The sequence below is a fragment of the Chryseobacterium sp. UNC8MFCol genome, assembly GCF_000482305.1.
GTDB classification, from domain to species: domain Bacteria; phylum Bacteroidota; class Bacteroidia; order Flavobacteriales; family Weeksellaceae; genus Chryseobacterium; species Chryseobacterium indologenes.
On record NZ_KI535293.1, the window covers coordinates 36,306 to 58,791 of the forward strand.

A 22,486-nucleotide genomic window follows, 5' to 3' on the forward strand; every position below is an offset into this window, starting at 1 on the left:
AACATAAATAAACCTCAGATGATTCTGAGGTTTTTATTTTTTAGTCCGAATATAAGAGCCTTAAAGAATTGAGATAGGTTTTCCGGGAAATGACCTCTGCTTCTTTGCCCTTGAAAAAAAAGAATTGATACTTCGGGTTTTCTTTTTGTAATTTCTCAAACTTTCTTCCACTAATGCTTTTTCCGTTAAAGTAATAATAATCAGGAGGTCTTTCGGACATTATAACGACGCCACCGATAGTGGCGTAGTGAGATTCAATTTGAAATTCCTTATTTTCTAATTTCTCGTTTTTTTCAAAAATAACAGTTTCATTTTCAAGCCCCATAGACGTGATTGAATCTTTCTTGTTATTTACCTTTTCAACTTCATTCATCTTATCAAAGTCAAAGTATAAAATATTTTTCTTCTCAATAAGTTCATTGGGTATTTCCAAGGCAAATGTTCCATCTTCATGGGTAATGGCTTTAATGTATTTAGATTTACAGATAAAGAACACTTCAGCGCCTGGTATTTCCTTTTTTGTGCTGTTAGAAATCAGTCTTCCGGACACTTTAGTGATGTTTGCTGCCTTTTGTTCGGTAGCCATTCTGAAACTATCTTTAGTTTGAGCCTGAACAAAGCTGAGATTTGTAATTAAAATAATTCCCGCTGCTGCTAAAGCTGATGACCTTGTTGTAATTCTGCCACATATTTTTTCTCCATCAGCTGTATTAAAAATATCTCGGATTTCTTCATCCGTTTTATGGGTAAAATCTATGACGCATCTAGAACATTTTTCACAAAATTTTCCTGATGGAAGATCCTGCATATCGTCCCAGTTTTCAGGGCAGGGATTGTGGATTTTGAGACTATTCTTCATATTTATGTTTTATCTTCACGGTTGTATTGTTTTACAATTTAAATATAGAAGTTTTTATAAGAGAAAACAATCTTTTAATGGTTTATCTTAGCCTGAAACCCAATAGAAAATAAAAAAAATGATTTTTTTTTTGAAGTTTTTTTATTTTTGATGTAATAGATTGTAAAGACTGGTTGTCTTACCTATAAGAAACAAAACTCATGACCCAAGAAACCTTCAAGAATACGGTGTTTATTCTCAAAGACGAGATGTATCGTTTTGCGAAAAGGTTCGTCATGAGCAGTGATGAAGCAGAAGATGTAGTGCAGGACCTGATGATGAAGTTCTGGCAGAAAAGAGACGAGCTGGAGCAGTTTGGGAATTTTAAATCCTATGCTCTCAAATCTGTCAAGAACGAATGTCTCAACCGGCTGAAACATCACGATGTGAAGATAGGTTTTGCAGATATGCAGCTTCACCGGTCAGAGCTTTACAGTATGGAAGTGGATAATCTTAAAGAACATATTGTAGGATTTATCAATCAGCTCCCGGAAAAGCAGAAAATGGTTATCCATTTGAAAGATGTAGAAGAGTACGATGTTTCTGAAATTTCTGAAATGCTGGAAATGGAAGAAAATGCAGTAAGGGTCAACCTTATGCGGGCAAGACAAAAAGTAAAAGAACAAATCTCACAACTGATGAGCTATGAAAAAAGATCAATTACAAGATAAATACGACGAAATCTTCCGGGATATCAGGGAAGAAAAAATGGACTGGAGCTTCGAAGACTTTCTTCAGAAGACAGAAGATAAAGAATGTGAAAAGGATACTACCCCTATTATTCCATTAAGAGAAAGTAAAAAACCTTCTTTTCCTAAATGGTTCTGGATGGCGGCCAGCATCATACTGCTTTTCGGCATCGGTTTTTTCTTTTACAATACTAATGATAATGCCGCAACAGGTGCCCCGGATACGGAAAAGCTGGTAAAAGAAGAGGTATTAAGACAAAAATCTGATTTTATTGAAGAAAATAACGATCATCAGGCCCAGGTAGCTGTCAATACTCATACCGATTCTATCTCAGGAGCCAAAAAAGACTCTATCTTTCAGGAAAATCATGTAGCTGAAAAGGATGTACTTGATGAGATTCTTCCTAAAAGAGGAAGGCTTAAAAAGGAGAGAAAACCAAGGTATGTAGACAATGCCTCTTTTAAAAATAAAATTTCAAAAGACTCTACAGGATATGAAAACTCTTATGTCATTGTGAATGGCAAGAGAATCGATAATGTAGAAGAAGCAATCAATGTGACTAAGTATTCATTCCAGATATTTGCAAATAACGTTAGTGAAAAATTGGTACAACCTAAAGTGGTGGACGATGATTATTAGCCAAGATCAGCCTGATCATCCATAATCATCCTTAAAAAAAAATAAAATTGACTCATGAAAAAACTATTCATAATATTCGCACTTGCTTTTTCCCATTTCTTCAACGTATATGGACAAAAAGATAAATTTGATCAACTTTTCGAAAAATATCAGGAAGTAGAAGGAGTAACTTCTATTAAAATTGCCAAACCGATGTTCGGTATGCTGAGCAGTTTAAATATTGATGATTCACAGTTGGATCAGATTAAACCGTTGCTGTCTAAAATCAATGGATTAAAAATTCTGATTACAGAGAATCCTGAAAAAAGCAATACCACCGATGGGCGAAGAGTCCAGACTAATCTGTCTGAATTAAGTAAAGATATTTCATCGTACCTGAAAAACCTGAATTACAATGAAATAATGTCAGTAAACAGTTCAGGAGGTAAAATAAAATTCCTTTCAGCAGAAGCTAAAAATGGTATTCTGGATGACCTTCTGCTAAGTATTGACGGTGGTGGCGGAGAAAGTATTTTTGTGATGCTGGACGGAAAACTTTCTATGGATGATGTGAGTAAGATTATCAGTTCCAGTGAAACTAAAAAGACCATCGTTTCCACCACACGCAGCAGCCTGACCTCAGAAGGAAATTCTTCCTACCTGAACGGCGAAGCAAGAAATGTAGGTAAATTCTCCGGAATTCAGGTAAGTACAGGAGTAAATGTAGTATTCAAGCAGGAAGAGCCTACGAGCATAAAAGTTATTGCAGATTCTGACAAATTGCAGTATATCATTACAAAAGTAGAAAATGGAATTTTGAGAATTTATATTGATAATAAAGGAGTAAGGAATTTAAGGTTTAAAAATTTAAGTGTAAATGTTTCTTCGCCGAAAATGAACAGTATTGATGTTTCATCCGGTTCAAACTTTACGGTGGTGAATTCTATTTCGGAAAAAGACATGAGAATTGATGCATCTTCAGGAGCCAACGTGACAGGTGATTTTAAAATTGCGGGAGCTACAGACATCTCTGCATCCTCAGGTGCTAACGTCAGAGCCGGAATCACAACAGGGAATATTTCCATTAAAAGTTCCAGTGGCTCCAATATGAGTCTGAACGGAAAAGCAGATTCAGGAATGATAGATATCAGCAGTGGTGCTGTTTGTAAAGCCGAAGACCTCAAATTAACCTACCTTGAAACAGAAGCCACATCAGGAGGAAACCTTTCCGTCAGTGTATCCGATAAATTAAAGGTGAGAGCATCTTCGGGAGGATTGGTAAAATATAAAGGAAGACCCGAGATAGAATCAAATATCAGTAAAACTTCGGGAGGAAGCCTGAGACCTATCGAATAAAAAACCAGCCATGAAAACTTTAAAAAACATTTTCCTTGCTATTCTGATGATCAGTATTTTTCAATCCTGCATCGTATCAGAAAAACCTAATATGAATTTCTTTTCTGATTCACGATATGATTTCAGGGGTGCTAAATTTACAAGTTTTAATGTGCCTATGTTCCTGGCTAAACCTTATATTAAGAAGGCTTTAAAAGAGGATGGGGATAGCGAGGAACTCATTGCCCTTGTAAAGAAAATTTCAAAAATCAAAGTTCTCACCGTTGAAAACGGGAGCAAGGAAATGCTCAATGATTATGCAAAGTATCTGAATAATAATCACTACGAAGACTGGGCTACCATAAAACATGACGGTGACAATGTCAATGTTCGGGTAAAGCAAAACGGTGATGCTATTAAAAATATGCTGATCACTGTCAATTCAAATAAAGAATTGGTATTTGTAGATGTAAAAGGAAACTTTACAACCGCTGATATTTCAAAAATGATCAATTCTGTTTCCGATAAATAATTTCCCACTCATAAAACTAATATTTGCCATGGAAAAACTAGTAAGAGAAGTACGAATTCTAAAAATATACGCGGCTTCGCTTACTGTCGTGTGCATCCTGTTTTTTATTCTCGCATTCAAAAATCAATCTTCCAACGAACGTTTTAAAGAAATAGACGTTGAAAGAATCAATATTGTTGAAAAAGACGGAACACTGAAAATGGTCATCAGCAATAAAGAACGCCAGCATCCCGGAAAATTCAATCATAAAGATTTGAACCCCAGAGAAAGGGAAGCAGGACTTATTTTCTTTAACTCATTAGGTGACGAATGTGGCGGATTGGTCTATGACGCCAATGAAAAGGAATCCGGAATGGTATATTCTGTAGATCAGAGAAGAACAGACCAGGTCATGCAACTCCAGTACTTTGAAAGAGCTGGAAAAGAAAAAAACAGAGTCTATGGTTTAAAACTTTGGGATCGTCCGGATGATTTTCCGATGGAGGCGCTTATTAAGTTTGATGATTCACTTAAAAAGCTCAATAATGCTGCAATAAGTAAAAAGGCTTATACAAAACTCAGAGAAGAAGGCAAGCTGGGAAATGAAAGATTTTTTGCCGGAAAAACAGCAAATGGAGATGTCGGAGTTTTTATTCGTGATGCCAAAGGTAATATTCGACTGAAGTTATACGTTGATAAGAATAACCAGACTCATATTGAGAACTTGGATGAAAAAGGTAATCCGGTTAATTAACCGATCACGGATACCAGAATAAAGTTAAACCTAATAAGTAGTTTTATAAGACTAAATTTATTTTGTACAGTGGCCGTTCATGAATAATGAACGGTTTTTTAATTTAACGTATTGATTATTAAATTTGATGTAAACTATTAAAAAGGATTTTCATATGTCGTAAAAATAGCCTAATTTTGCAAAGAAAGTAAAGATGTCTATTCATAACAAAATTGTAGAGACAGCCATCACTTTCGATGACGTTCTTCTAGTCCCTTCTTATTCAGAAGTTTTACCTAATCAGGTATCATTAAAATCAAGACTTACCGACAAAATCACGCTGAATGTTCCGATAGTTTCTGCTGCGATGGACACAGTTACTGAAGGAGATCTTGCCATTGCCTTAGCAAGAGTTGGAGGTTTGGGTTTCATTCACAAAAACATGACAATCGCTGAGCAGGCTGCTCAGGTAAACAGAGTAAAACGTTCTGAAAACGGAATGATCTCTGATCCTGTAACCCTTTCTAAAGATCATACTTTGGGACAGGCTAAGGAAATGATGTCAAAATACAAAATTTCAGGTTTGCCGGTTGTAGACAGTGAAAATGTTTTAATCGGAATCATTACCAACAGAGACGTTAAATATCAGGAAAATCTTGATATGAAAGTAGAGGAGATCATGACCAAAGAAAATCTGATCACTTCCGATAAAGATACCAATCTTGAAAAAGCAAAAGAAATTCTTCTTAGAAACAGAGTTGAAAAACTTCCTATCGTAGATAAAGACAACAAGCTTGTAGGATTAATTACGATCAAAGATATCGACAATCAGCTGGAGTACCCAAATGCCAATAAAGATCAGAACGGACGTCTTATTGTAGGTGCAGGAGTAGGTGTTGGTGAGGATACTTTAGACAGAATTGAAGCTTTGGTAAAAGCAGGAGTGGATATTGTAGCCATTGATTCTGCTCACGGACATTCTAAAGGAGTTTTAGACAAAATTTCTGAAATAAGAAAAGCATATCCGGACTTAGATATCGTAGGAGGAAATATTGTAACTGCCGAAGCGGCAAAAGACCTTATTACTGCAGGTGCAAATGTTCTTAAAGTAGGGGTAGGGCCAGGTTCTATCTGTACAACCAGAGTTGTAGCAGGAGTAGGTGTTCCTCAGTTATCAGCTATTTATAATGTATATGAATATGCCAAGTCTCAAAATGTAACGGTAATTGCAGATGGTGGAATCAAGCTTTCAGGAGATATTGTAAAAGCAATTGCAAGTGGTGCAGGAGCAGTAATGCTTGGATCTCTTTTGGCCGGAACAGATGAAGCTCCGGGTGAGGAGATTATTTTCCAGGGAAGAAAGTTCAAATCTTACCAGGGAATGGGAAGTCTTTCTGCAATGAAGAGAGGAGGTAAAGAAAGATATTTCCAGAGTGAAGCTAAAAAATTCGTTCCGGAAGGAATTGAAGGAAGAGTACCTCATAAAGGAAAATTGGAAGATGTAATTTTCCAGTTGACAGGAGGATTAAGAGCCGGTATGGGATATTGTGGGGCCAAAGATATTGAAGCTTTACAACAAGATTCCAAATTGGTTATGATCACAGGAAGCGGATTGAAAGAATCTCACCCTCATGACGTGATTATTACACAGGAAGCTCCGAATTATTCTTTATAAGGAATAGTAAACAATAAAAACAAAGCCCATACAAATCTGTATGGGCTTTGTTTTTATTTAGATATTGCTACTTTGTTTTAAAAATATTCTTCTGTTTGTTTTTCTTAGTGTAGGATTTTATTATGATATTGAATTTGAATACGGTAAAAGTTTTTATTTTTTAAAAATAAAACAGCAATTTTGTTAATTGTTTCTGTGTTGTTTTTATCATTTTATATTGATTTAATATTTAATTCATGTGTGTTTATATTAAAGAAAATTTAAATATTACCCATGTTGCCTCCATCATATGGGGGCATTTTTTTATGATATTCTGATGTATTTGAATTTTGGTTTGATTACCTTATTGAGGAAAAAACCTTTGGATCTTGCCACCTTAAATTTTTCAAAGATGCCTGCCGGTACCTTCATATAATCGTATACTGCTCCCGACTGATATATAATTCTCAATATTTCAGTTTCAGGAAAATATACAAAACTATTGACAACACTTGAAGGCATATAAAATGAAAGCAAAAAATGTTCCTGCTCTTAGATGAGTAAGATTTCTGTGATTTCAGGTTGTGTTTGGCTAACTTTTCTATACATTGAAGGAGTAAAGAAAGACCTTCCAGAATTAACTAAAAGGTCAGATGTATAAATAGCTCTTGCTTTTCTTTATGTATTCAGTAAATGGTGATAGCCGGCAATATGCAAATAGCCTTCTTCTTTAAGGCTTACTTGTAATTGATGTTTGATGGCTATATCATATATTTCCTTAGGCTGTAAACTACCTTTTTCACTAAGCGTTTTGCTCATGTTTTTTAATAAATCAAAATGCAAGATCAGATCTTCCCGGGTTTTTCGGGCCAATTCCTGCATTAAATTTTCAATTCTTTCATCCGTAATATGCTGTTGCATTCGATGAGGGTAATCTTCAAGATTGTAAGTAGCCTGGAAATTTTCTTCAAAACCATATTTTCGGATATAGTCTATAGCAAGAGTGGTAGCCTGCTCACGGTCATGGCTTCTTCCGATACTTGCATTTTTTTCACCAAAAATAATTTCTTCGGCAATTCCGCCAGCAAGATAAATTTTAATCCTGTCGACAATGCTTTCTTTGGTATCGTGGATCTGATGCGGAAACGTAAATCCTGCGGCATAACTGCTCGCCACTTTACTTTTAAGCTGTAAAGGAACAAAGCCTGTATACAGCATATATGATACTGCGTGACCGCATTCATGAACACTAATATTGGCTACCGCATCCTGAAGGTTAGACTGCCGTATTTTATCAATCTTACCCAGATAAGGAATTTCGATCAGACGATCACCGATTTTACCGGTAATGATTTTGTCAGCATGAGAGTAATTGATCTCTATCGACGGATCATCGTGAATAATCGCTTCAAAAAGAAACTTACTCAAATTTGTATCCAGAATATCAACGACACTACTGAAGACAGGACGCACACCCTGTACAGGGAACACCCCGTTTCGGTAAATGAGCTCGTTAATATTTTTATTTATTTTTAAACCAACACCAAATTTTGTTTTAGTATTATGTTTTAGATTATTGATTTCCCTTTGAATTAATTTTTGAAAATCTTCCGTTTTTAACGAAAAATAGATCAGATGGATATTTCCGAATCTCGCCACCTGTTCAGGACGAAATTTTCTTGACAGGGCATTTTTAATATCTACAACAGTTATTTTTTTGGTAAAAGCATGGTAAATATTAGCATCTATATCTGCCTCGCTTGTTTCTTTTGACATTTGAAAAGCTTCGTCCAGATTTCCGCTGATAATAATCAGCATTTTGCTGTAATTCACGGGTTCGTAAATCTTCTTTTCTTTCTGCTTTTTACGAATCAGCTTGATCATATCTTCCTCTTTCATATCAATGATGCTCATTACATCATCATCCATACTCAGATATTTTTTAAGTTCTTTGGCATCCCATAAATTAAGATATGGATTCTCATCAAGGTCTGTTTCGCCGTTTACTTTGCGTCTTTCATTTTCTTTTTTACGTAAAAGATAAGAAAACAGGTAATGTTCGAGATCTTCCCGTTCCCGCTTGCTGAGGCGTCCGTCACTCAAAAGTTCCCAGAAATCGGTGAATTTGGTCTGAGGAACGGGCATGCCATCCGGATCAATAGTGTTAAAACGTTGGATCTCGTCAAAAAGAACAATGCTTGGTTTTTCATCACTCAAACCGTTGCTTTGGAAGATATCAGAGACACTTTTACTCCAGGAGGTCTCATCGGAATTGCTAAGTTCTATTTCAACAAAACGATTCTGAAATTCGAGAAACCGGACCATCTTTCTCACCAGATCTGTTTTCCCTACTCCTGTCATTCCCCAAAGGTTGATGACCACTGGGCGTGTCAGGATTTCAGGCATAAGATACCATATCTGGATATATTCCATGACATCATCAATAATCTTATCGATTCCGATGAATTCTTTTTTCAGGAAGGCTTTACAGTCGTCCAGTTTTTTCTTTTTCTTCCTGATTTCTTCTTTGTCAATAATCATGTATGAAAAATACGCTATTTTTTTAAATTATCTTTAAAATCATCAACACGGAAATCTGTCAAAGCATTTCCTTTTTCAATTTTTTCTTTGGAATATAATCTGAAATCGTTTTCTGTCTTTTCAAGAAGATAATCATAAGGCCCTACATGCGAAATAAGTTTTACCAACACAGGAGAGATCTCCAGACAGATAAATAACCCCATGATAAATGCCGCAGCCAGGCCTATAATTGCGGAGTTTTTTCCAAGTTCATCCAAAGCCTGAAGTCTTGCTGCAAATCCGTTGAATTTATCTTCAAAAGTTTCCGTAGACTTTCTTTCTGTTTCCAGATTGGTGTATACTTTGGAGATTTCTTTGTCAAGATAGTTAAGCCTTGGAGCTGCTTGTTTCTGATAATTTTCAAGATCAAGTCGTCGCTGTTCTTTTAATTCCTGTTTACGTTTGGCATTAGGTCCGAAACCTTCTTTACCACTGGTTAAACCTGATTGTTTTCCGAGAATTTCTTTTTCAAGTTCTACGGATGCGGAGTCATATGCCACTTGATATTGAGCAATCTTTTCTGAGATTTGTTTTTTCTCCGTTTCAAAAGGGCCGCTTTGCTGCAGAATCCTTCCATTCATTTCTCCCTGAAGCTGTTTTTTATTTCTTTGAATAATGGTATTCAGTTGTTTATTTACTTCTTTTTCAAAAATTTTAAGCTCCAGCGGTTTTGAAATTATAATTCCTAAAAAGGTGGCCAGTACCAAACGTGGAATAGCCATCAGAATCTGATTCCACCATGTCCCGGTTTTTTTGATGGATGAAACGATATACCTGTCCAGGTTAAAAATCATTAACCCCCAGAGAATTCCAAATCCTGTAGCTGCCCACAGGTTATCAAATACTGTATACATGGCATATCCTGCAGAGAGAGTAGCAAATACTGCAGTGAAAAGTACAATTCCTCCGATCCCTGAAAATTTATTCCATTCACTCGGAGTCTTTCTTAAAATATGGATGTTTCCTCCGGAACATACCATAAGAAACTTCTGGAACCAGTTTATTTTATGATTCGTTTGATTTATAGTTTGTTGGTTTGTTTTCATTGTAGAAAATTTATACAAATGTAGTATTAAAAATCATACCAATGTAAAAGATAGTATTATGTTTTACCAAGTAATTGTGGTTTGGGGTCTAATTTACTGTTATACAACGTTGTTTTAAAAAATTAGGATAAATAAAAAAATGCTAAGAAAATATTTTATTTTTTTTGATGATTTGATTATAAAATTATACTTTTGCTTAATTCTAATTAAAAAAAATATTAAAAATGAAGAAAATTACTACCTTTTTAGGTGTTTTGCTATTTGTTAGTGCTTTTTCTCAGGTGCAGGAACATTATTGTGGCTTTGATGAAGATATGAGAAGGATGGACACAAAGTTTCCTGAACTCAAAAAAAGGCGGGAAGAAGGAGAACTTAAATTGAGAAATATTGATAAGCAGTCCTATCTTAATAAAGTTGGCGGAGGAACTTCCTGGAACGGATTGTATACAGGTCAGGTATACGAAATACCGGTTGTAGTACACGTTATCGAGTCGAATGCAACATCAAATGTCAATTTAAAATTGACAGATCAGCAGATTACAGATTGGATAGACAGGGCCAATAAAATGTATGCCACCACTTATGGTAATGGCTTTTATGCAGAAGGACCCGGAGCAGACGGAGGGAATGTTATTCCGTTTAAACTGGTATTGGCAAAAAGAACACCACAATGTACCGCTACGAATGGAATTGTGAGATATAACGGAAGTACAATTCCTGCATACGATGCCAGTGGGGTAAGACAAGCGATGTCTGCAACGAATCCTGGTACCGGAGCTCCTGATTATTCAATTAAAGAATTGGCACCTCACTGGCCGGAAACCTCATATTTTAATATTTATGTTGTTATTGGGTTTAACGGCCAGCAGCAAAACTCTGGTGGGCTTATGGGATATGCCCGGTTCCCGGAGACATATGATTATTTTTATGAAAGTTTCATGAAAGTTGCTACGATCACCAATGCAAATGATACGACACTGACCCATGAGTTAGGACATTCATTTGGATTATACCATACTTTTCAGGGAGGAAATTATGCTGCTCAAAGTGGTACCACAAACTATTGCCCGCCAGCACAAACTGATTGTACAATAGACAATGATATGGTTTGTGATACAGAAGTATCCGGTGCAGCTTATTATCAGTTTCCGGCACCTTCCAATACAGCTATTAACCCTTGTACGGGTGTTAACTATCAAGGGGTACAATATAATATTATGAATTATTCCAATACCAACAGAAAGTTTACAGCAGGGCAAAGAGACCGTGCACTTATGTTGATGATGGAATATAGAAAGAATTTGCTTAATTCTTTAGGAGGAAAGGATCCTTCTGTTGTGGTTCCGTCTCCGGTTGTAATATCGGCTGCTCAATGTAACCCTACAGGTACCGCTCATCCTACTAATAATAACTTCGCTATCGGTCCTACAAGAGTTGAATTTGGAGGAATCAGCAGTATGACTAACGGATATGACTCGGATGAACCGACTCCTAAGTTTTATGAAGATTATGCAACTGCGACTTGTATTAGACCAGCTTACTATACAGATATCGCATCAAATGCAAGCACAAGTCTAAAAGTGTATTTTGAAAATGGATTTTCACAAGCTGAAAAATTCAGAACAAAGGTTTGGATAGATTATAATAACAACGGATCTTTCGAAGATGGTGAATTAATCGTAAATAATACTTCAGCCACTGCTGTGGCATCTGGATCGGGGGCTGCTGTCACCGCAGCTATTACTCCTCCGGCTGGAGCCGTTACAGATACTTACCTAAGAATGAGAGTTGCTGTAGATGCAGCGACATACAGTGGAACAAATCTACCGGATGTTAGTCCTTGTTCTCAGTTACAATATGGCCAAATGGAAGATTATGCGGTGAAAATTGTAGGCTCTCTGGGAACTTCGGATACCAAAAATAATGCTACAGAATTGAAAGTAGTATACGTGAAATCAGAAAATAAACTCAAACTTGCAGGGAAAGGAAATGATGTATTTGGAGAATACCAGATCTATGACCTGAGTGGCAAGCTTATCCAGAAAGGCAACGCCAGAACAAATGAAATTCAGATTGAGAGAGAACTTCCTAAAGGAGCGTTTATACTCAATTATTCAGACAAAAATAGAAAAGAATCGAAAAAATTCTTAAATAATTAGAACTGAAAGCCCTTGAAAAAGGGCTTTTTTATTTCAACCGATCCGGATTTTGCTTCAAAAAACTTTCCCAGCCGGAATACGACTTTGTATCTGCAATCGTCCCTGAATTAAAATGATGGCATACCGCAACAGCAAGGCCGTCTGAAGCATCCAGATATTTCGTGGGAAACTCTTTAAGATTGAGAAGGTTTTGGAGCATTCCTGCTACCTGTTCCTTACTGGCATTACCATTTCCGGTAATAGCCATCTTGATTTTTTTCGGAGAATATTCCGTAATGGGGATATTTCTGTAAAGACTGGCTGCCATAGCAACGCCTTGGGCACGTCCCAGTTTCAGCATACTTTGTACATTTTTTCCGTAGAAAGGAGCTTCCAGGGCAACTTCATCTGGATGAAACTCATCAATAAGTGACAGAGTTCTTTCAAAAATGTACTTCAGTTTAGTTTCATGGTTGGGATACTTCTTTAGGATAAGCTCATGGATAGAAACCATTTCCATTTTACCTTTTTTGACGGAAATTAGACCAAATCCCATGACCGTAGTTCCGGGATCAATACCTAAAATTATTTTCTCTGAAATCATTATTGCAAAGATATGATTTTCTCAAGTTTATTTAATAATGAAAAAAAATCAAAGAATGGTGATTTGTGTTTAAATCTTTATTAACTTTAATAAAAAATGATCATGAAAAATTTACTTAATGTATTAATTGTTCCTGTTTTTCTGTTTTGTAGTTTTCAGAAAGAGAGTGGATTAGCTCAAAAAGGATACTTGAAGGCAGGAAATGCCGTTCAAAAAGGAGATCGGATTATGTATTTGTTTTTTAAAGCGGATAAAGATCCATCCGGAAGAGAAAAAATTGTTCTTCAGGATAGTAAAATTTTGGAGGGAAGGTTAAAACTTCTGCCATCTTTTGATAGAGATGAGATGCAAAAAGGAGATCTTATCATCACTGTTCAGGAAGCAGGAGGAAAAGAAATCTCCAGACAACTCGTTAAAAATCCTTTACAGCCTGAACTGGAAGTGTATGAAAAAGAAGGAGTCTCCAGACAGAAAGCCTCGCTTCCCGATGCTGAATTCAGTGTGAGATTTGCTTATTCTGAAAATATCCGATCTGTAAAAATCGAAAAAGTTGCAGAGGATGGGATACAATTATTATTCACTCAAAAACTATAATCATGAAAAAAATTCTATTATCCCTACTTATTGGAAGCAACTGCTTCGGACAGGTATTTGATAAAGTATCACTTTTACAAAGCGGTGCAAATGATAAACGAATCATCATTGCCGTTTTGGGGGATGGCTTCACCAGTGCGGAACAAAACTCTTTTGTTTCTTCAGCTCAGTCAACCGTTAATTATCTTTTTACCAAAAGCCCTTACAAAGAGTATAAAAATTATTTTAATGCCTATGCGGTGAAAGTGATATCCACTCAGTCCGGAGTAAAGCACCCGGGAACGGCAACCGACGTGGCAGAACCTGTTATTCCTGTATCCAATCCTAACAATTATCTTGGTTCCAGCTTTGATGTCGGAGTCCACAGATGTATCTACAGCAGTACAACGAATAAAGTCGGGCAGGTATTGGCCGCCAATGTTCCTGATTATGATATTACTTATGTTTTAGGAAATTCAACTGAATATGGAGGTTGCGGTGGGGCATATGCCTTTGCGTCTCTTAATAGTTCGTCCAGTGAAATTGTTGTACATGAGTTGGGACATTCTTTCGGAAAACTGGCAGATGAATACTGGTTTGCAGGTTCCGGCGAATCCCCAAACAAAACTCAGACGTCAAATCCTGCGACGGTAAAGTGGAAAAACTGGGTAGGCGTAAACAGTGTCGGTGTTTATCCTTATACGGAAAGTCCGAGCTGGTTCAGACCCCATCAAAGTTGTGAGATGAGATATTTGAATCAACAGTTTTGTTCTGTATGTAAAGAAGCTATTGTGGAGAAAATTCACTCTTTGGTATCTCCGGTAGATTCTTATACCCCGGCAAATAATACCACTTTAAATGCCAATACCAATATCACCTTTACAGTGAATGAGATCCTTCCTAACCCTAATACACTCGTGAATACCTGGAAACTGAATGGAACAACACTCAGTGCAACGGCTAATACAATTACGATCACTCCTGCTCAACTTAACAGCGGTAATAATACTTTGCTTTTTTCAGTGACAGACAACAGTCCTCTTTTAAAAGTAAACAATCACGGAACTCTTCATTTTACCAATGTCAGCTGGACGCTTAATAAGTCAGGACTTAAAGTTTCTAAAGTTACAGCCAGAGAGAAACGCTTCAGTATTTATCCGAATCCGACAGATGGGGTATTTTATATCAGAGGAAAACAGGATTTCTCAAAAAATATAAAAATTGAAATCTATGATGCTTCCGGTAAGCTGCTTTCGGCGAAGTCTGAAATGAAAGATAGTTCAACCTTATCGGTAGACATTCAATATGCACCTTCCGGTTCTTACCTGCTGAATGTCGTTGAAGATGATCAGCCAATCATTTCCCAGAAAATTATAAAAGAATAAATATTATGAAAACCGGCCTGACAGGCCGGTTTTTAATTGGTTTCCAGTCTTTTCTCGGCAATCGGAACCCAGTTTCCATCATGACGGAGAAGTAATATTTTGTCAACTAAGAAATTAGTTTTATACGGAAAATGCTGATACTTTTCCCATGCTCTTAAATAGTTTTCCCACGTAAGATCCCGATACCCTACTGTCATATGAGGGTTAAATGAGTAGGGGGCGAAGCTGAATTGTTGCTTTACTCTCTGGTAAAGGTCCTGGAGCTCAGAACTGATTTCAGGATGAATATAGATCACCGGATTTTTAGGATTGGCAAAGCTTCCGAATCCATTCAGTTCAATTTTAAAGGGATTCATATGGGTGTCTATTTTTTGAAAAGCTGTGAAGATGTCGTCTTCCCACTCAATTTCTCTTGAGAAAGGAGGGAATAGGGTGATATGAGCTTCATTCTTTAACGCTTTGGAATTGTCATAATAAATCGCCAGATCTTTTTTAAAAATCCTTACTTCTTCAATAATTTCCGTTGGAGGATAGATGGCGATAAAATATAGTTTTTTCATATTCCTGATGTCGGCCAGACTAAAGGTACTTAATTTTTTGCTTTCAGCTGTAGCAATGTGCTTTCAAGATGATCTGTCATCTTTTTCACTTCTATATGCGGTCTAAATATGGAGCTTTTACCTTTTTCCTCATCTGCGATATTAGACAGAATAATCACTGAAGTTTTTGTATCCGGATAATAAATATTCAATGAAGGAGATCCTTTCACGTATCCACTGTGAAAATAGGAATTAGGTTTTCCGATATTCAGCATGATTCCATAGGCATATCCCATTTTTCCAAAGATTGCATGACGTCTTTCTGCACTTTTAGCCATGAACTGATTGAGTGTTTCGGGTTTTAAAATTTTCCCTCCGTACAGAGCGTTATTCCACCTGTGAAGATCTGAAATGGTGGAAAGCACTCCTCCGGCGGGGGTACCGATCTCTTTTCCGCTTAATCTTTCAGGCATATTGGGAACTTCCTGAAATCTGGCAGAATTACCAAGGTAAGCACTTGCAAAGTTATTTCCGTGGAAGGTGTCTCCTGTGGAAGAACTGGCCATTCCGGCTTTCTTAAAGAGTTCCGTTGCATTTTGATCATAAGATTTTCCGGATACTGTCTCAACAATTTTTCCCAAAGCATTAAATCCGTCATTGGAATAGAAAAAATCCGTACCGCTTTTAAACATCAGTTTACCACCCATTAAATTCAATCCTGAAGTGTGATTCAGAAGCTGATGGATAGTAATATTATCATAATCTTTATTCTTAAATTCCTTCAGGTATTTGGATACTTTATCTTTGACGTTCAGTTTTCCCTGTTCCATCTGAAGAAGAATCAGAACGGCTGTGAATTGTTTGCTTATTGAACCAATGGCAAAAACAGTGTTGCTATCGATTTTTGCTTTTCTTTTAAAATCTGAATATCCGCTTTCTTTTCTGTAAAGCTGGTCTGAGTCCTTGAAGACTGCAATACTCCCGTTAAAATGGTACTTTTTAAACACAGAATCAATCTGCTGTTCCAAGAGGGTCTTTTGAAAAGCAGTAATGGTAGAGTCAATAATAGCTTTTTGATCAACGGGAGCTTGTGTTGTACCGGTTTTACATGAAAATAATACACAAAAAAACAGAAGGAATGTTAAATTTTTAATCACGGGGGTGTTTTATTAATAGATTATCATTTTATAGATCGTAAAATCTTAAAAAGTGTTAAGGGATGCAAAATCCGTGCTAGAATAGGTTTTTTCTATCATATAAAATAATCTGTCGGCTTTTAAAGAGTATTCAATAATTTTGATTCTATTATTTACCATCAGAAAATTATGAATGAACATCTGAAAAGTGACTGGTCTCAAATTGAAACTTTGCTGAACAGTATAAAGCAACAAGGAGTTGAGTATCTGAATTCTATAACGGAAAAACCTACTTCTGTACCTACCATCCCTGTCTGGGAAAAACAGGGATTACCCGAATCAGGATACGGAACAGAAGAGACCTTAAAAATTTTTAACCAAAGATTTGAACCCATAATAGTGGGATCTTCCGGCCCACGGTATCTTGGATTTGTAACCGGAGGAACAACGCCTGCTTCCATTGCCGGTGACTGGCTGACGACTATTTATGATCAGAATACCCAGACCACAAAAGGACAGGGCGATATCTCCGCAAATATTGAGCTGGAGACCATACATCTGATAGTAGAACTTTTAGGACTTCCGGACAGTTTTCTGGGTGGATTTGTAACCGGGGCGACCATGTCAAATTTCACCTGTCTGGCCGTTGCGAGGCAATGGTTAGGCAAAGAGCAGGGAAGGGATATTGCTAAAGAAGGAATGCCCGGAACAATGAAAATACTGAGTGCTACTCCACATTCTTCTTCGGTAAAATCTTTATCACTTCTGGGATTGGGAAGTAATACTATTGTTAAGATTAAAACAGCAGCAGGAAATCGTGAATCTATTGATATGGCAGATCTGGAGCATCAGATCATGAGCCTTAAAGGGGAGCCCTTTATCTTAATATCCAGCGGGGGAACAGTAAATACAGTAGATTTCGATGATTTTAAAGAAATCAAAAGATTAAAAGATGCGTATAATTTCTGGTGGCATATTGATGCCGCTTTCGGTGGCTTTGCAGCCTGTTCGGATTCATATAAACACCTTTTGGAAGGGTGGGAATATGCCGACAGTATCACCGTTGATTGTCATAAATGGCTTAATGTTCCCTATGAAAGTGCAATATTTTTAATTAAAGAGCAATATCATATTCTGCAGGTTGAAACCTTCCAGAACTCTAATGCTCCTTATCTTGGGGATCCCTTGGAAGATTTTGGATATTTAAATTTTCTTCCCGAAAATTCAAGAAGATTAAAGGCACTTCCGGCATGGTTTTCCATCATGGCATATGGTAAAAATGGATATCAGTATATCATAGAAAATAACATATCCCTGGCAAAGCAACTGGGACAGTGGCTTGAGGATAGCGATAATTTTAAACTATTGGCCCCGGTACGTCTGAATACGGTTTGTTTTACCTTACAGGATGACGAAATGCAAGATGAGGTTGGTCGGTTCCTGGAGAATCTTAATAATACAGGTAAAGTCTTTATGACTCCAACTTCGTATAACGGCAGCAAGGGAATAAGGGCTGCATTTGTCAATTGGATGACCAATGAAAATGATATCCAATTGATTTTTGATACCATGAATGAAGTCTTTAACGCGATAAAATAATACTTTGATAAGCCCGTTGGAGCTATTCCCGGGCTTATTTTAGAATCAGGTCACTGAACCAAAAAACATATTCACCACCTTCTTTGTCGGCATCCGTTTTGGGTTTAGGATATGTTTTCTTTACAGTTTCCCCAATTTCAAAAGCAACAGGGGTTTTAAAAATAGGACCGTCAAAGGTAAATGTATGGAACTCTCCGTTTTCTCCGCAAGGATCTACATTTTCCGGTAAGTCTTTGATAAAATCATGATCAATCATCCGTCCGGCAAAACCTTTATCCAGATAAGATCCGTTCACACAGGTTACAATGGTTTTAAAACCCAGATCCAGAAATTCACGGATAAGTATTGAGGTATCTTTTTTCCAGAGTGGAAAGACAGCTTGCATACCGATAGCATTGAGCTGTTGCTCTCTGTATTTTCTAAGATCCTCAAGGAAAATGTCCCCGAAAATTGAATGTGTAACGCCCAGAGCCTGTATCTCAGCCATTGTATTACTCATTATTTTCTGGTATTCTTCCATGGACGGTTCTTTAGGAAGTTCCATTTTAACCAAGGGAATTCCGAGGCTTTCTGCCTGTTTTTCCAACAAAGAAACATGAACTCCATGCATGGAAACCCTTTGGAATTCCTCATTAATACTTGTAAGCAAGGTAGAAACTTCATATTGGTTTTTTTGAAGGATTTTATACAAGGCGAGTGCAGAATCTTTTCCGCTGCTCCAGTTGAATAGGGCTTGGGGCTTCATGTATACTTTCTGGTTAATTGAAATTTGTGGTGAAGATAAATAAAAAACCTAACAGGATTCTGAATTCTGTTAGGTTTGTATATTTTCAGAAGATGAAATGCTTCCTACATATTTCTTCTGTACTTACCACCTACTTCAAATAAAGCATTGGTGATCTGTCCTAAAGAACAGTATTTCACGGCATCAATCATTACTTCAAATAAGTTTTGCTGATTGATGGCAGCATGTTGTAATTTTTTCAATGCTTCTTCCGATCGATCTGCGTTGGCTTTCTGGAAATTGTGAAGAGCTTCAATCTGGGCCTGTTTTTCCTCTTCAGTAGAACGAATCACTTCTCCCGGAAGTACAGTTGGCGAACCGTCTTTACCAAGGAATGTGTTCACTCCAATGATCGGATATTCTCCGGTGTGTTTCAGCCATTCATAGTGCATAGACTCTTCCTGGATTTTAGAACGTTGGTACATTGTTTCCATCGCACCCAATACACCTCCTCTTTCCGTGATTCTGTCAAATTCCGTGTATACGGCTTCTTCCACAAGGTCAGTTAATTCTTCAATAATAAATGATCCCTGAAGCGGATTTTCGTTTTTGGCTAATCCTAATTCTTTATTGATGATCAGCTGGATCGCCATCGCTCTTCTTACCGATTGCTCTGTAGGAGTAGTAATAGCCTCGTCATACGCATTTGTGTGAAGTGAATTACAGTTGTCATAGATAGCGTACAATGCCTGAAGCGTAGTCCTGATATCGTTGAAATCAATTTCCTGAGCGTGCAGTGAGCGCCCGGAGGTCTGGATGTGGTATTTCAGCATCTGGCTTCTTTCATCGGCACCATATTTCAGCTTCATGGCTTTTGCCCAGATTCTTCTTGCTACACGTCCGATCACTGAATATTCAGGGTCAATACCGTTTGAGAAGAAGAAAGAAAGGTTAGGAGCGAAATCATTGATATCCATTCCACGGCTTAAATAGTATTCCACATAGGTGAAACCATTGGCAAGGGTGAAAGCGAGCTGAGAAACCGGATTGGCTCCTGCTTCAGCAATATGATACCCGGAAATAGAAACAGAGTAGAAATTTCTTACTTTTTCTTTAATGAAGTATTCCTGAACGTCACCCATTAATCTTAAGGCAAATTCTGTAGAGAAAATACAGGTGTTCTGAGCCTGATCTTCTTTTAAAATATCGGCCTGAACGGTACCACGAACTGTAGCGATGGTTTTTGCTTTAATTTCTGCATATACTTCTGCAGGTACAATTTCATCTCCGGTAAGTCCTAAAAGCTGTAATCCCAATCCGTTGTTGGATGGCGGAAGTTCACCATTATATTGGGGTCTTTCTAATCCTTTATCGTCGAATTTTTCCCTGAGCTTAGCTTCAACCTTAGCCTCCAATCCGTTTTCCTTGATGTATTTTTCAACGTTCTGGTCGATTGCAGCATTCATAAAGAAAGCTAATAACATAGGAGCCGGACCGTTGATCGTCATGGAAACGGAGGTTAATGCATTCACCAGGTCAAATCCTGAATATAGTTTTTTAGCATCATCCAACGTGGCAATAGAAACTCCTGCATTTCCGATTTTACCGTAAATATCCGGTGGTAAAGCAGGGTCCTGGCCATATAATGTCACCGAGTCAAAAGCTGTGGATAAACGTTTTGCAGGCATTTCTGCAGAAACATAATGGAATCTTCGGTTCGTTCTTTCGGGACCCCCTTCTCCGGCAAACATCCTTGTCGGATCTTCTCCTGTTCTTTTGAACGGATAGATTCCTGCAGTGTATGGGAAGCTTCCCGGAAGGTTTTCCTGGCATTTCCATTTGATAAGATCCCCCCAGTCATTGTATTTTGGTAAGGCAATTTTTGGAATTCTTAAATGAGATAAAGATTCAGTTGACGTTTCAACCTTAATTTCTTTTCCTCTCACATAATATGAATAGAACTCAGCATGAAAGGCTTTTTTCGTATCATCCCATGTTTTCAGGAAGTCAATATTTTCCTGTTGAAGATTTTTTTCCGCTTTTTGATATTCAGCCTCTAAAACCTCGTTAGAAAGAATGTTTTTAACCCCTTCAATATGATACATTGTTCTGGCAAGCTCCGCTTGTTTCTCAACATTGGCATCATATTGTTTATTGTTTTCAACGATTTCAGATAAGTAACGAACTCTCTTAGGCGGGATGATCGTCACTTCATCTGTGATTTCCTGCTCGACAAACGTTTTAAGATCTAAATCAGTGAATTTTTCATTGACCTTTGAAACCAACCTGTTGTAAAGCTCAGTTGTCCCGTGATCATTAAACTGAGATGCTTTTGTTGCGTACACAGGCATATCTTCCAGTTGACTTTCCCATAAAAGATGGTTTCTCTGGAATTGTTTTCTTACCGCCTGAAGGGCATCAAGAGCTCCGCGTTTGTCAGATTTATTTAGTGCTACCAAATCAGCGTAATCCAACATATCAATTTTTTCAAGCTGAGTAGAGGCTCCGTACTCAGGAGTCATGACGTACATCGAAACATCTGCAAAATCAGAAACTTCCGAACCGGATTGTCCGATACCTGAGGTTTCAAGGATAATGACGTCGGGATGGGCCAGTTTCAATACATTCAATGCGGAATGGATGAAAGGAGAAACGGATACGTTGTTTTCTCTCGTAGCCATAGAACGCATATAAACTCTTGGGTCATTGATGGCGTTCATACGGATTCGGTCCCCCAGTAAAGCTCCTCCCGTTTTTTTCTTAGAAGGGTCAATAGAGATAATAGCAATTTTCTTATCAGTATTAGAACGAAGGAAACGTCTTACCAATTCATCTGTTAATGATGATTTTCCCGCTCCTCCTGTGCCTGTGATACCGATGATCGGGATTGTAAGGCCTTTTGACTTTTCGTCAATGGCTTGTACGAGCTCAGGTTTTTCATCTGAAAAGTTCTCTACGGCAGAGATAATTCTGGCAATACTTGTTGAGTTTTCAAAGCTGATTGCATCCAGATCTTCTGCGGTAACATCTTTTCCGGTTGCAAAATCAGATCGGTGTACCAGGTCATCAATCATGCCTTGTAGCCCTAGCTCGCGGCCATCGTCCGGAGAGTAGATTCTGTCGATACCATAAGACATGAGCTCTTTGATTTCTTCCGGCAGGATTACACCACCGCCGCCACCGAAAATTTTGATCTGTGGTGAATTTTTTTCTCTTAAAAGGTCGTAGATGTATTTAAAATATTCATTGTGACCTCCCTGATAGGAAGTCAAAGCAATAGCATTGGCATCTTCCTGGATCGCTGTATTTACAACTTCTTCTGCTGATTTGTCATGTCCGAGATGGATGACTTCGCATCCTGTTCCCTGAATGACACGACGCATAATATTGATCGCAGCATCATGTCCGTCAAATAATGAGGCCGCTGTTACGATTCTTACCTTGTTGGTTGGAGTATATTTTTGGGTTTCCATAAAAATTCTAGAAAGTTTCTAAGTTCTCAAATATAATAATAAATAAAGAACCTTGTGTTTGATTTTATATCGTTGATTTTCATTTGATTAATCAGTATTATTTAATTATATCTCCCCAATTTAAGGTCAGGAAATTTGAGACAGCTAAAGTTCGGTAGTTACAGAATTAAAATGAGTTACAGGATTTCAATGTAAAATCATACATTTTAGAATTCTCAGATTAAAATCTCTACTTTTGCACCATATTTTA

The 22,486-nt window shown here is 37.4% G+C and carries 19 protein-coding genes; 10 read left to right on the forward strand and 9 right to left on the reverse strand.

The annotated features are described in order from the left end of the window. Positions 1-40 precede the first annotated feature (40 nt). The gene (locus M030_RS0122095) at positions 41-859 is read right to left on the reverse strand and encodes a hypothetical protein (protein ID WP_027375400.1); all 819 of its coding nucleotides are present in this window, start codon (positions 857-859) and stop codon (positions 41-43) included. 200 nt (positions 860-1,059) lie between these two features. Here M030_RS0122095 and M030_RS0122100 point away from each other — a divergent pair, with 200 nt between their 5' ends. The 6 genes from M030_RS0122100 to guaB all read left to right on the forward strand — a co-directional run bounded on the left by M030_RS0122100 (position 1,060) and on the right by guaB (position 6,460). Beyond that, positions 1,060-1,569 (forward strand): RNA polymerase sigma factor, encoded by a 510-nt coding sequence (locus M030_RS0122100; RefSeq protein ID WP_027375401.1) that lies wholly within the window; start codon positions 1,060-1,062, stop codon positions 1,567-1,569. Continuing rightward, entirely contained in the window at positions 1,544-2,227 is a 684-nt protein-coding gene (locus M030_RS24740; RefSeq protein WP_185097408.1) for a hypothetical protein, read from the forward strand. The genes M030_RS0122100 and M030_RS24740 overlap by 26 nt, the downstream gene beginning before the upstream one ends. Positions 2,228-2,281: 54 nt before the next feature. Further along, positions 2,282-3,562: a DUF4252 domain-containing protein gene (locus tag M030_RS0122110; RefSeq protein ID WP_027375402.1), complete on the forward strand. Its 1,281-nt coding sequence runs from the start codon at positions 2,282-2,284 to the stop codon at positions 3,560-3,562. A gap of 10 nt (positions 3,563-3,572) precedes the next feature. Next, the gene (locus tag M030_RS0122115) at positions 3,573-4,073 is read left to right on the forward strand and encodes a DUF4252 domain-containing protein (protein WP_027375403.1); all 501 of its coding nucleotides are present in this window, start codon (positions 3,573-3,575) and stop codon (positions 4,071-4,073) included. A 28-nt stretch (positions 4,074-4,101) separates the two neighbouring features. After that, positions 4,102-4,806: a hypothetical protein gene (locus M030_RS0122120; protein WP_027375404.1), complete on the forward strand. Its 705-nt coding sequence runs from the start codon at positions 4,102-4,104 to the stop codon at positions 4,804-4,806. Between the two features lie 193 nt (positions 4,807-4,999). Continuing rightward, on the forward strand, positions 5,000-6,460 hold the full coding sequence (gene guaB, locus M030_RS0122125; protein WP_027375405.1) for an IMP dehydrogenase: 1,461 nt from the start codon (positions 5,000-5,002) through the stop codon (positions 6,458-6,460). 303 nt (positions 6,461-6,763) lie between these two features. On the opposite strand, the gene M030_RS0122130 is transcribed toward guaB, so the two are convergent. From M030_RS0122130 to M030_RS0122140, 3 genes are all read right to left on the reverse strand, one after another. Beyond that, on the reverse strand, positions 6,764-6,961 hold the full coding sequence (locus tag M030_RS0122130) for a KTSC domain-containing protein (protein WP_027375406.1): 198 nt from the start codon (positions 6,959-6,961) through the stop codon (positions 6,764-6,766). Positions 6,962-7,117: 156 nt separating this feature from the next. Next, the gene (locus M030_RS0122135; RefSeq protein WP_034722978.1) at positions 7,118-8,980 is read right to left on the reverse strand and encodes an AAA family ATPase; all 1,863 of its coding nucleotides are present in this window, start codon (positions 8,978-8,980) and stop codon (positions 7,118-7,120) included. 14 nt (positions 8,981-8,994) lie between these two features. Continuing rightward, the gene (locus M030_RS0122140) at positions 8,995-10,065 is read right to left on the reverse strand and encodes a DUF4407 domain-containing protein (RefSeq protein WP_027375408.1); all 1,071 of its coding nucleotides are present in this window, start codon (positions 10,063-10,065) and stop codon (positions 8,995-8,997) included. A gap of 224 nt (positions 10,066-10,289) precedes the next feature. Here M030_RS0122140 and M030_RS0122145 point away from each other — a divergent pair, with 224 nt between their 5' ends. Continuing rightward, a complete protein-coding gene (locus M030_RS0122145) occupies positions 10,290-12,224 on the forward strand; it encodes a zinc-dependent metalloprotease (RefSeq protein ID WP_027375409.1) in 1,935 nt (644 codons plus the stop codon). 28 nt (positions 12,225-12,252) lie between these two features. On the opposite strand, the gene ruvC is transcribed toward M030_RS0122145, so the two are convergent. Continuing rightward, entirely contained in the window at positions 12,253-12,807 is a 555-nt protein-coding gene (gene ruvC / locus M030_RS0122150) for a crossover junction endodeoxyribonuclease RuvC (RefSeq protein WP_027375410.1), read from the reverse strand. A 102-nt stretch (positions 12,808-12,909) separates the two neighbouring features. On the opposite strand from ruvC, the gene M030_RS0122155 reads away from it, so the two are divergent. Together M030_RS0122155 and M030_RS0122160 are read left to right on the forward strand one after the other, a co-directional pair. Then, positions 12,910-13,401 (forward strand): hypothetical protein, encoded by a 492-nt coding sequence (locus tag M030_RS0122155; RefSeq protein WP_123840807.1) that lies wholly within the window; start codon positions 12,910-12,912, stop codon positions 13,399-13,401. Positions 13,402-13,403: 2 nt separating this feature from the next. After that, positions 13,404-14,765 carry a peptidase M64 domain-containing protein gene (locus M030_RS0122160; protein ID WP_027375412.1) on the forward strand — a complete coding sequence of 454 codons (1,362 nt, stop codon included), beginning with the start codon at positions 13,404-13,406 and terminating at the stop codon, positions 14,763-14,765. A 32-nt stretch (positions 14,766-14,797) separates the two neighbouring features. Here the strand turns inward: M030_RS0122160 and M030_RS0122165 are convergent, their stop codons facing one another. Together M030_RS0122165 and M030_RS0122170 are read right to left on the reverse strand one after the other, a co-directional pair. Beyond that, on the reverse strand, positions 14,798-15,325 hold the full coding sequence (locus tag M030_RS0122165; RefSeq protein WP_027375413.1) for a 2'-5' RNA ligase family protein: 528 nt from the start codon (positions 15,323-15,325) through the stop codon (positions 14,798-14,800). 29 nt (positions 15,326-15,354) lie between these two features. Further along, positions 15,355-16,461, reverse strand: coding sequence for a serine hydrolase domain-containing protein (locus tag M030_RS0122170; RefSeq protein ID WP_027375414.1), 1,107 nt, complete (start codon positions 16,459-16,461; stop codon positions 15,355-15,357). A gap of 168 nt (positions 16,462-16,629) precedes the next feature. Here M030_RS0122170 and M030_RS0122180 point away from each other — a divergent pair, with 168 nt between their 5' ends. Beyond that, the gene (locus tag M030_RS0122180) at positions 16,630-18,039 is read left to right on the forward strand and encodes a pyridoxal phosphate-dependent decarboxylase family protein (protein WP_027375415.1); all 1,410 of its coding nucleotides are present in this window, start codon (positions 16,630-16,632) and stop codon (positions 18,037-18,039) included. Between the two features lie 34 nt (positions 18,040-18,073). Here M030_RS0122180 and M030_RS0122185 read toward each other — a convergent pair whose 3' ends face one another. Next, a complete protein-coding gene (locus M030_RS0122185; protein WP_027375416.1) occupies positions 18,074-18,784 on the reverse strand; it encodes a diphthine--ammonia ligase in 711 nt (236 codons plus the stop codon). 104 nt (positions 18,785-18,888) lie between these two features. Further along, positions 18,889-22,236 carry a methylmalonyl-CoA mutase family protein gene (locus tag M030_RS0122190; protein WP_027375417.1) on the reverse strand — a complete coding sequence of 1,116 codons (3,348 nt, stop codon included), beginning with the start codon at positions 22,234-22,236 and terminating at the stop codon, positions 18,889-18,891. Positions 22,237-22,486: the final 250 nt, after the last annotated feature.

What these genes read in the sequence shown, in the direction of transcription:
- M030_RS0122140 (WP_027375408.1), bottom strand. Translation starts at nt 10,065, where the DNA reads ATGAAAACAAACCAACAAACTATAAATCAAACGAATCATAAAATAAAC.
- M030_RS0122160 (WP_027375412.1), top strand. Translation starts at nt 13,404, where the DNA reads ATGAAAAAAATTCTATTATCCCTACTTATTGGAAGCAACTGCTTCGGA.
- M030_RS24740 (WP_185097408.1), top strand. Translation starts at nt 1,544, where the DNA reads ATGAAAAAAGATCAATTACAAGATAAATACGACGAAATCTTCCGGGAT.
- M030_RS0122095 (WP_027375400.1), bottom strand. Translation starts at nt 859, where the DNA reads ATGAAGAATAGTCTCAAAATCCACAATCCCTGCCCTGAAAACTGGGAC.
- M030_RS0122185 (WP_027375416.1), bottom strand. Translation starts at nt 18,784, where the DNA reads ATGAAGCCCCAAGCCCTATTCAACTGGAGCAGCGGAAAAGATTCTGCA.
- M030_RS0122135 (WP_034722978.1), bottom strand. Translation starts at nt 8,980, where the DNA reads ATGATTATTGACAAAGAAGAAATCAGGAAGAAAAAGAAAAAACTGGAC.
- M030_RS0122155 (WP_123840807.1), top strand. Translation starts at nt 12,910, where the DNA reads ATGAAAAATTTACTTAATGTATTAATTGTTCCTGTTTTTCTGTTTTGT.
- M030_RS0122110 (WP_027375402.1), top strand. Translation starts at nt 2,282, where the DNA reads ATGAAAAAACTATTCATAATATTCGCACTTGCTTTTTCCCATTTCTTC.
- M030_RS0122100 (WP_027375401.1), top strand. Translation starts at nt 1,060, where the DNA reads ATGACCCAAGAAACCTTCAAGAATACGGTGTTTATTCTCAAAGACGAG.
- M030_RS0122145 (WP_027375409.1), top strand. Translation starts at nt 10,290, where the DNA reads ATGAAGAAAATTACTACCTTTTTAGGTGTTTTGCTATTTGTTAGTGCT.
- M030_RS0122180 (WP_027375415.1), top strand. Translation starts at nt 16,630, where the DNA reads ATGAATGAACATCTGAAAAGTGACTGGTCTCAAATTGAAACTTTGCTG.
- M030_RS0122130 (WP_027375406.1), bottom strand. Translation starts at nt 6,961, where the DNA reads ATGCCTTCAAGTGTTGTCAATAGTTTTGTATATTTTCCTGAAACTGAA.
- M030_RS0122165 (WP_027375413.1), bottom strand. Translation starts at nt 15,325, where the DNA reads ATGAAAAAACTATATTTTATCGCCATCTATCCTCCAACGGAAATTATT.
- M030_RS0122115 (WP_027375403.1), top strand. Translation starts at nt 3,573, where the DNA reads ATGAAAACTTTAAAAAACATTTTCCTTGCTATTCTGATGATCAGTATT.
- M030_RS0122190 (WP_027375417.1), bottom strand. Translation starts at nt 22,236, where the DNA reads ATGGAAACCCAAAAATATACTCCAACCAACAAGGTAAGAATCGTAACA.
- guaB (WP_027375405.1), top strand. Translation starts at nt 5,000, where the DNA reads ATGTCTATTCATAACAAAATTGTAGAGACAGCCATCACTTTCGATGAC.
- M030_RS0122120 (WP_027375404.1), top strand. Translation starts at nt 4,102, where the DNA reads ATGGAAAAACTAGTAAGAGAAGTACGAATTCTAAAAATATACGCGGCT.
- ruvC (WP_027375410.1), bottom strand. Translation starts at nt 12,807, where the DNA reads ATGATTTCAGAGAAAATAATTTTAGGTATTGATCCCGGAACTACGGTC.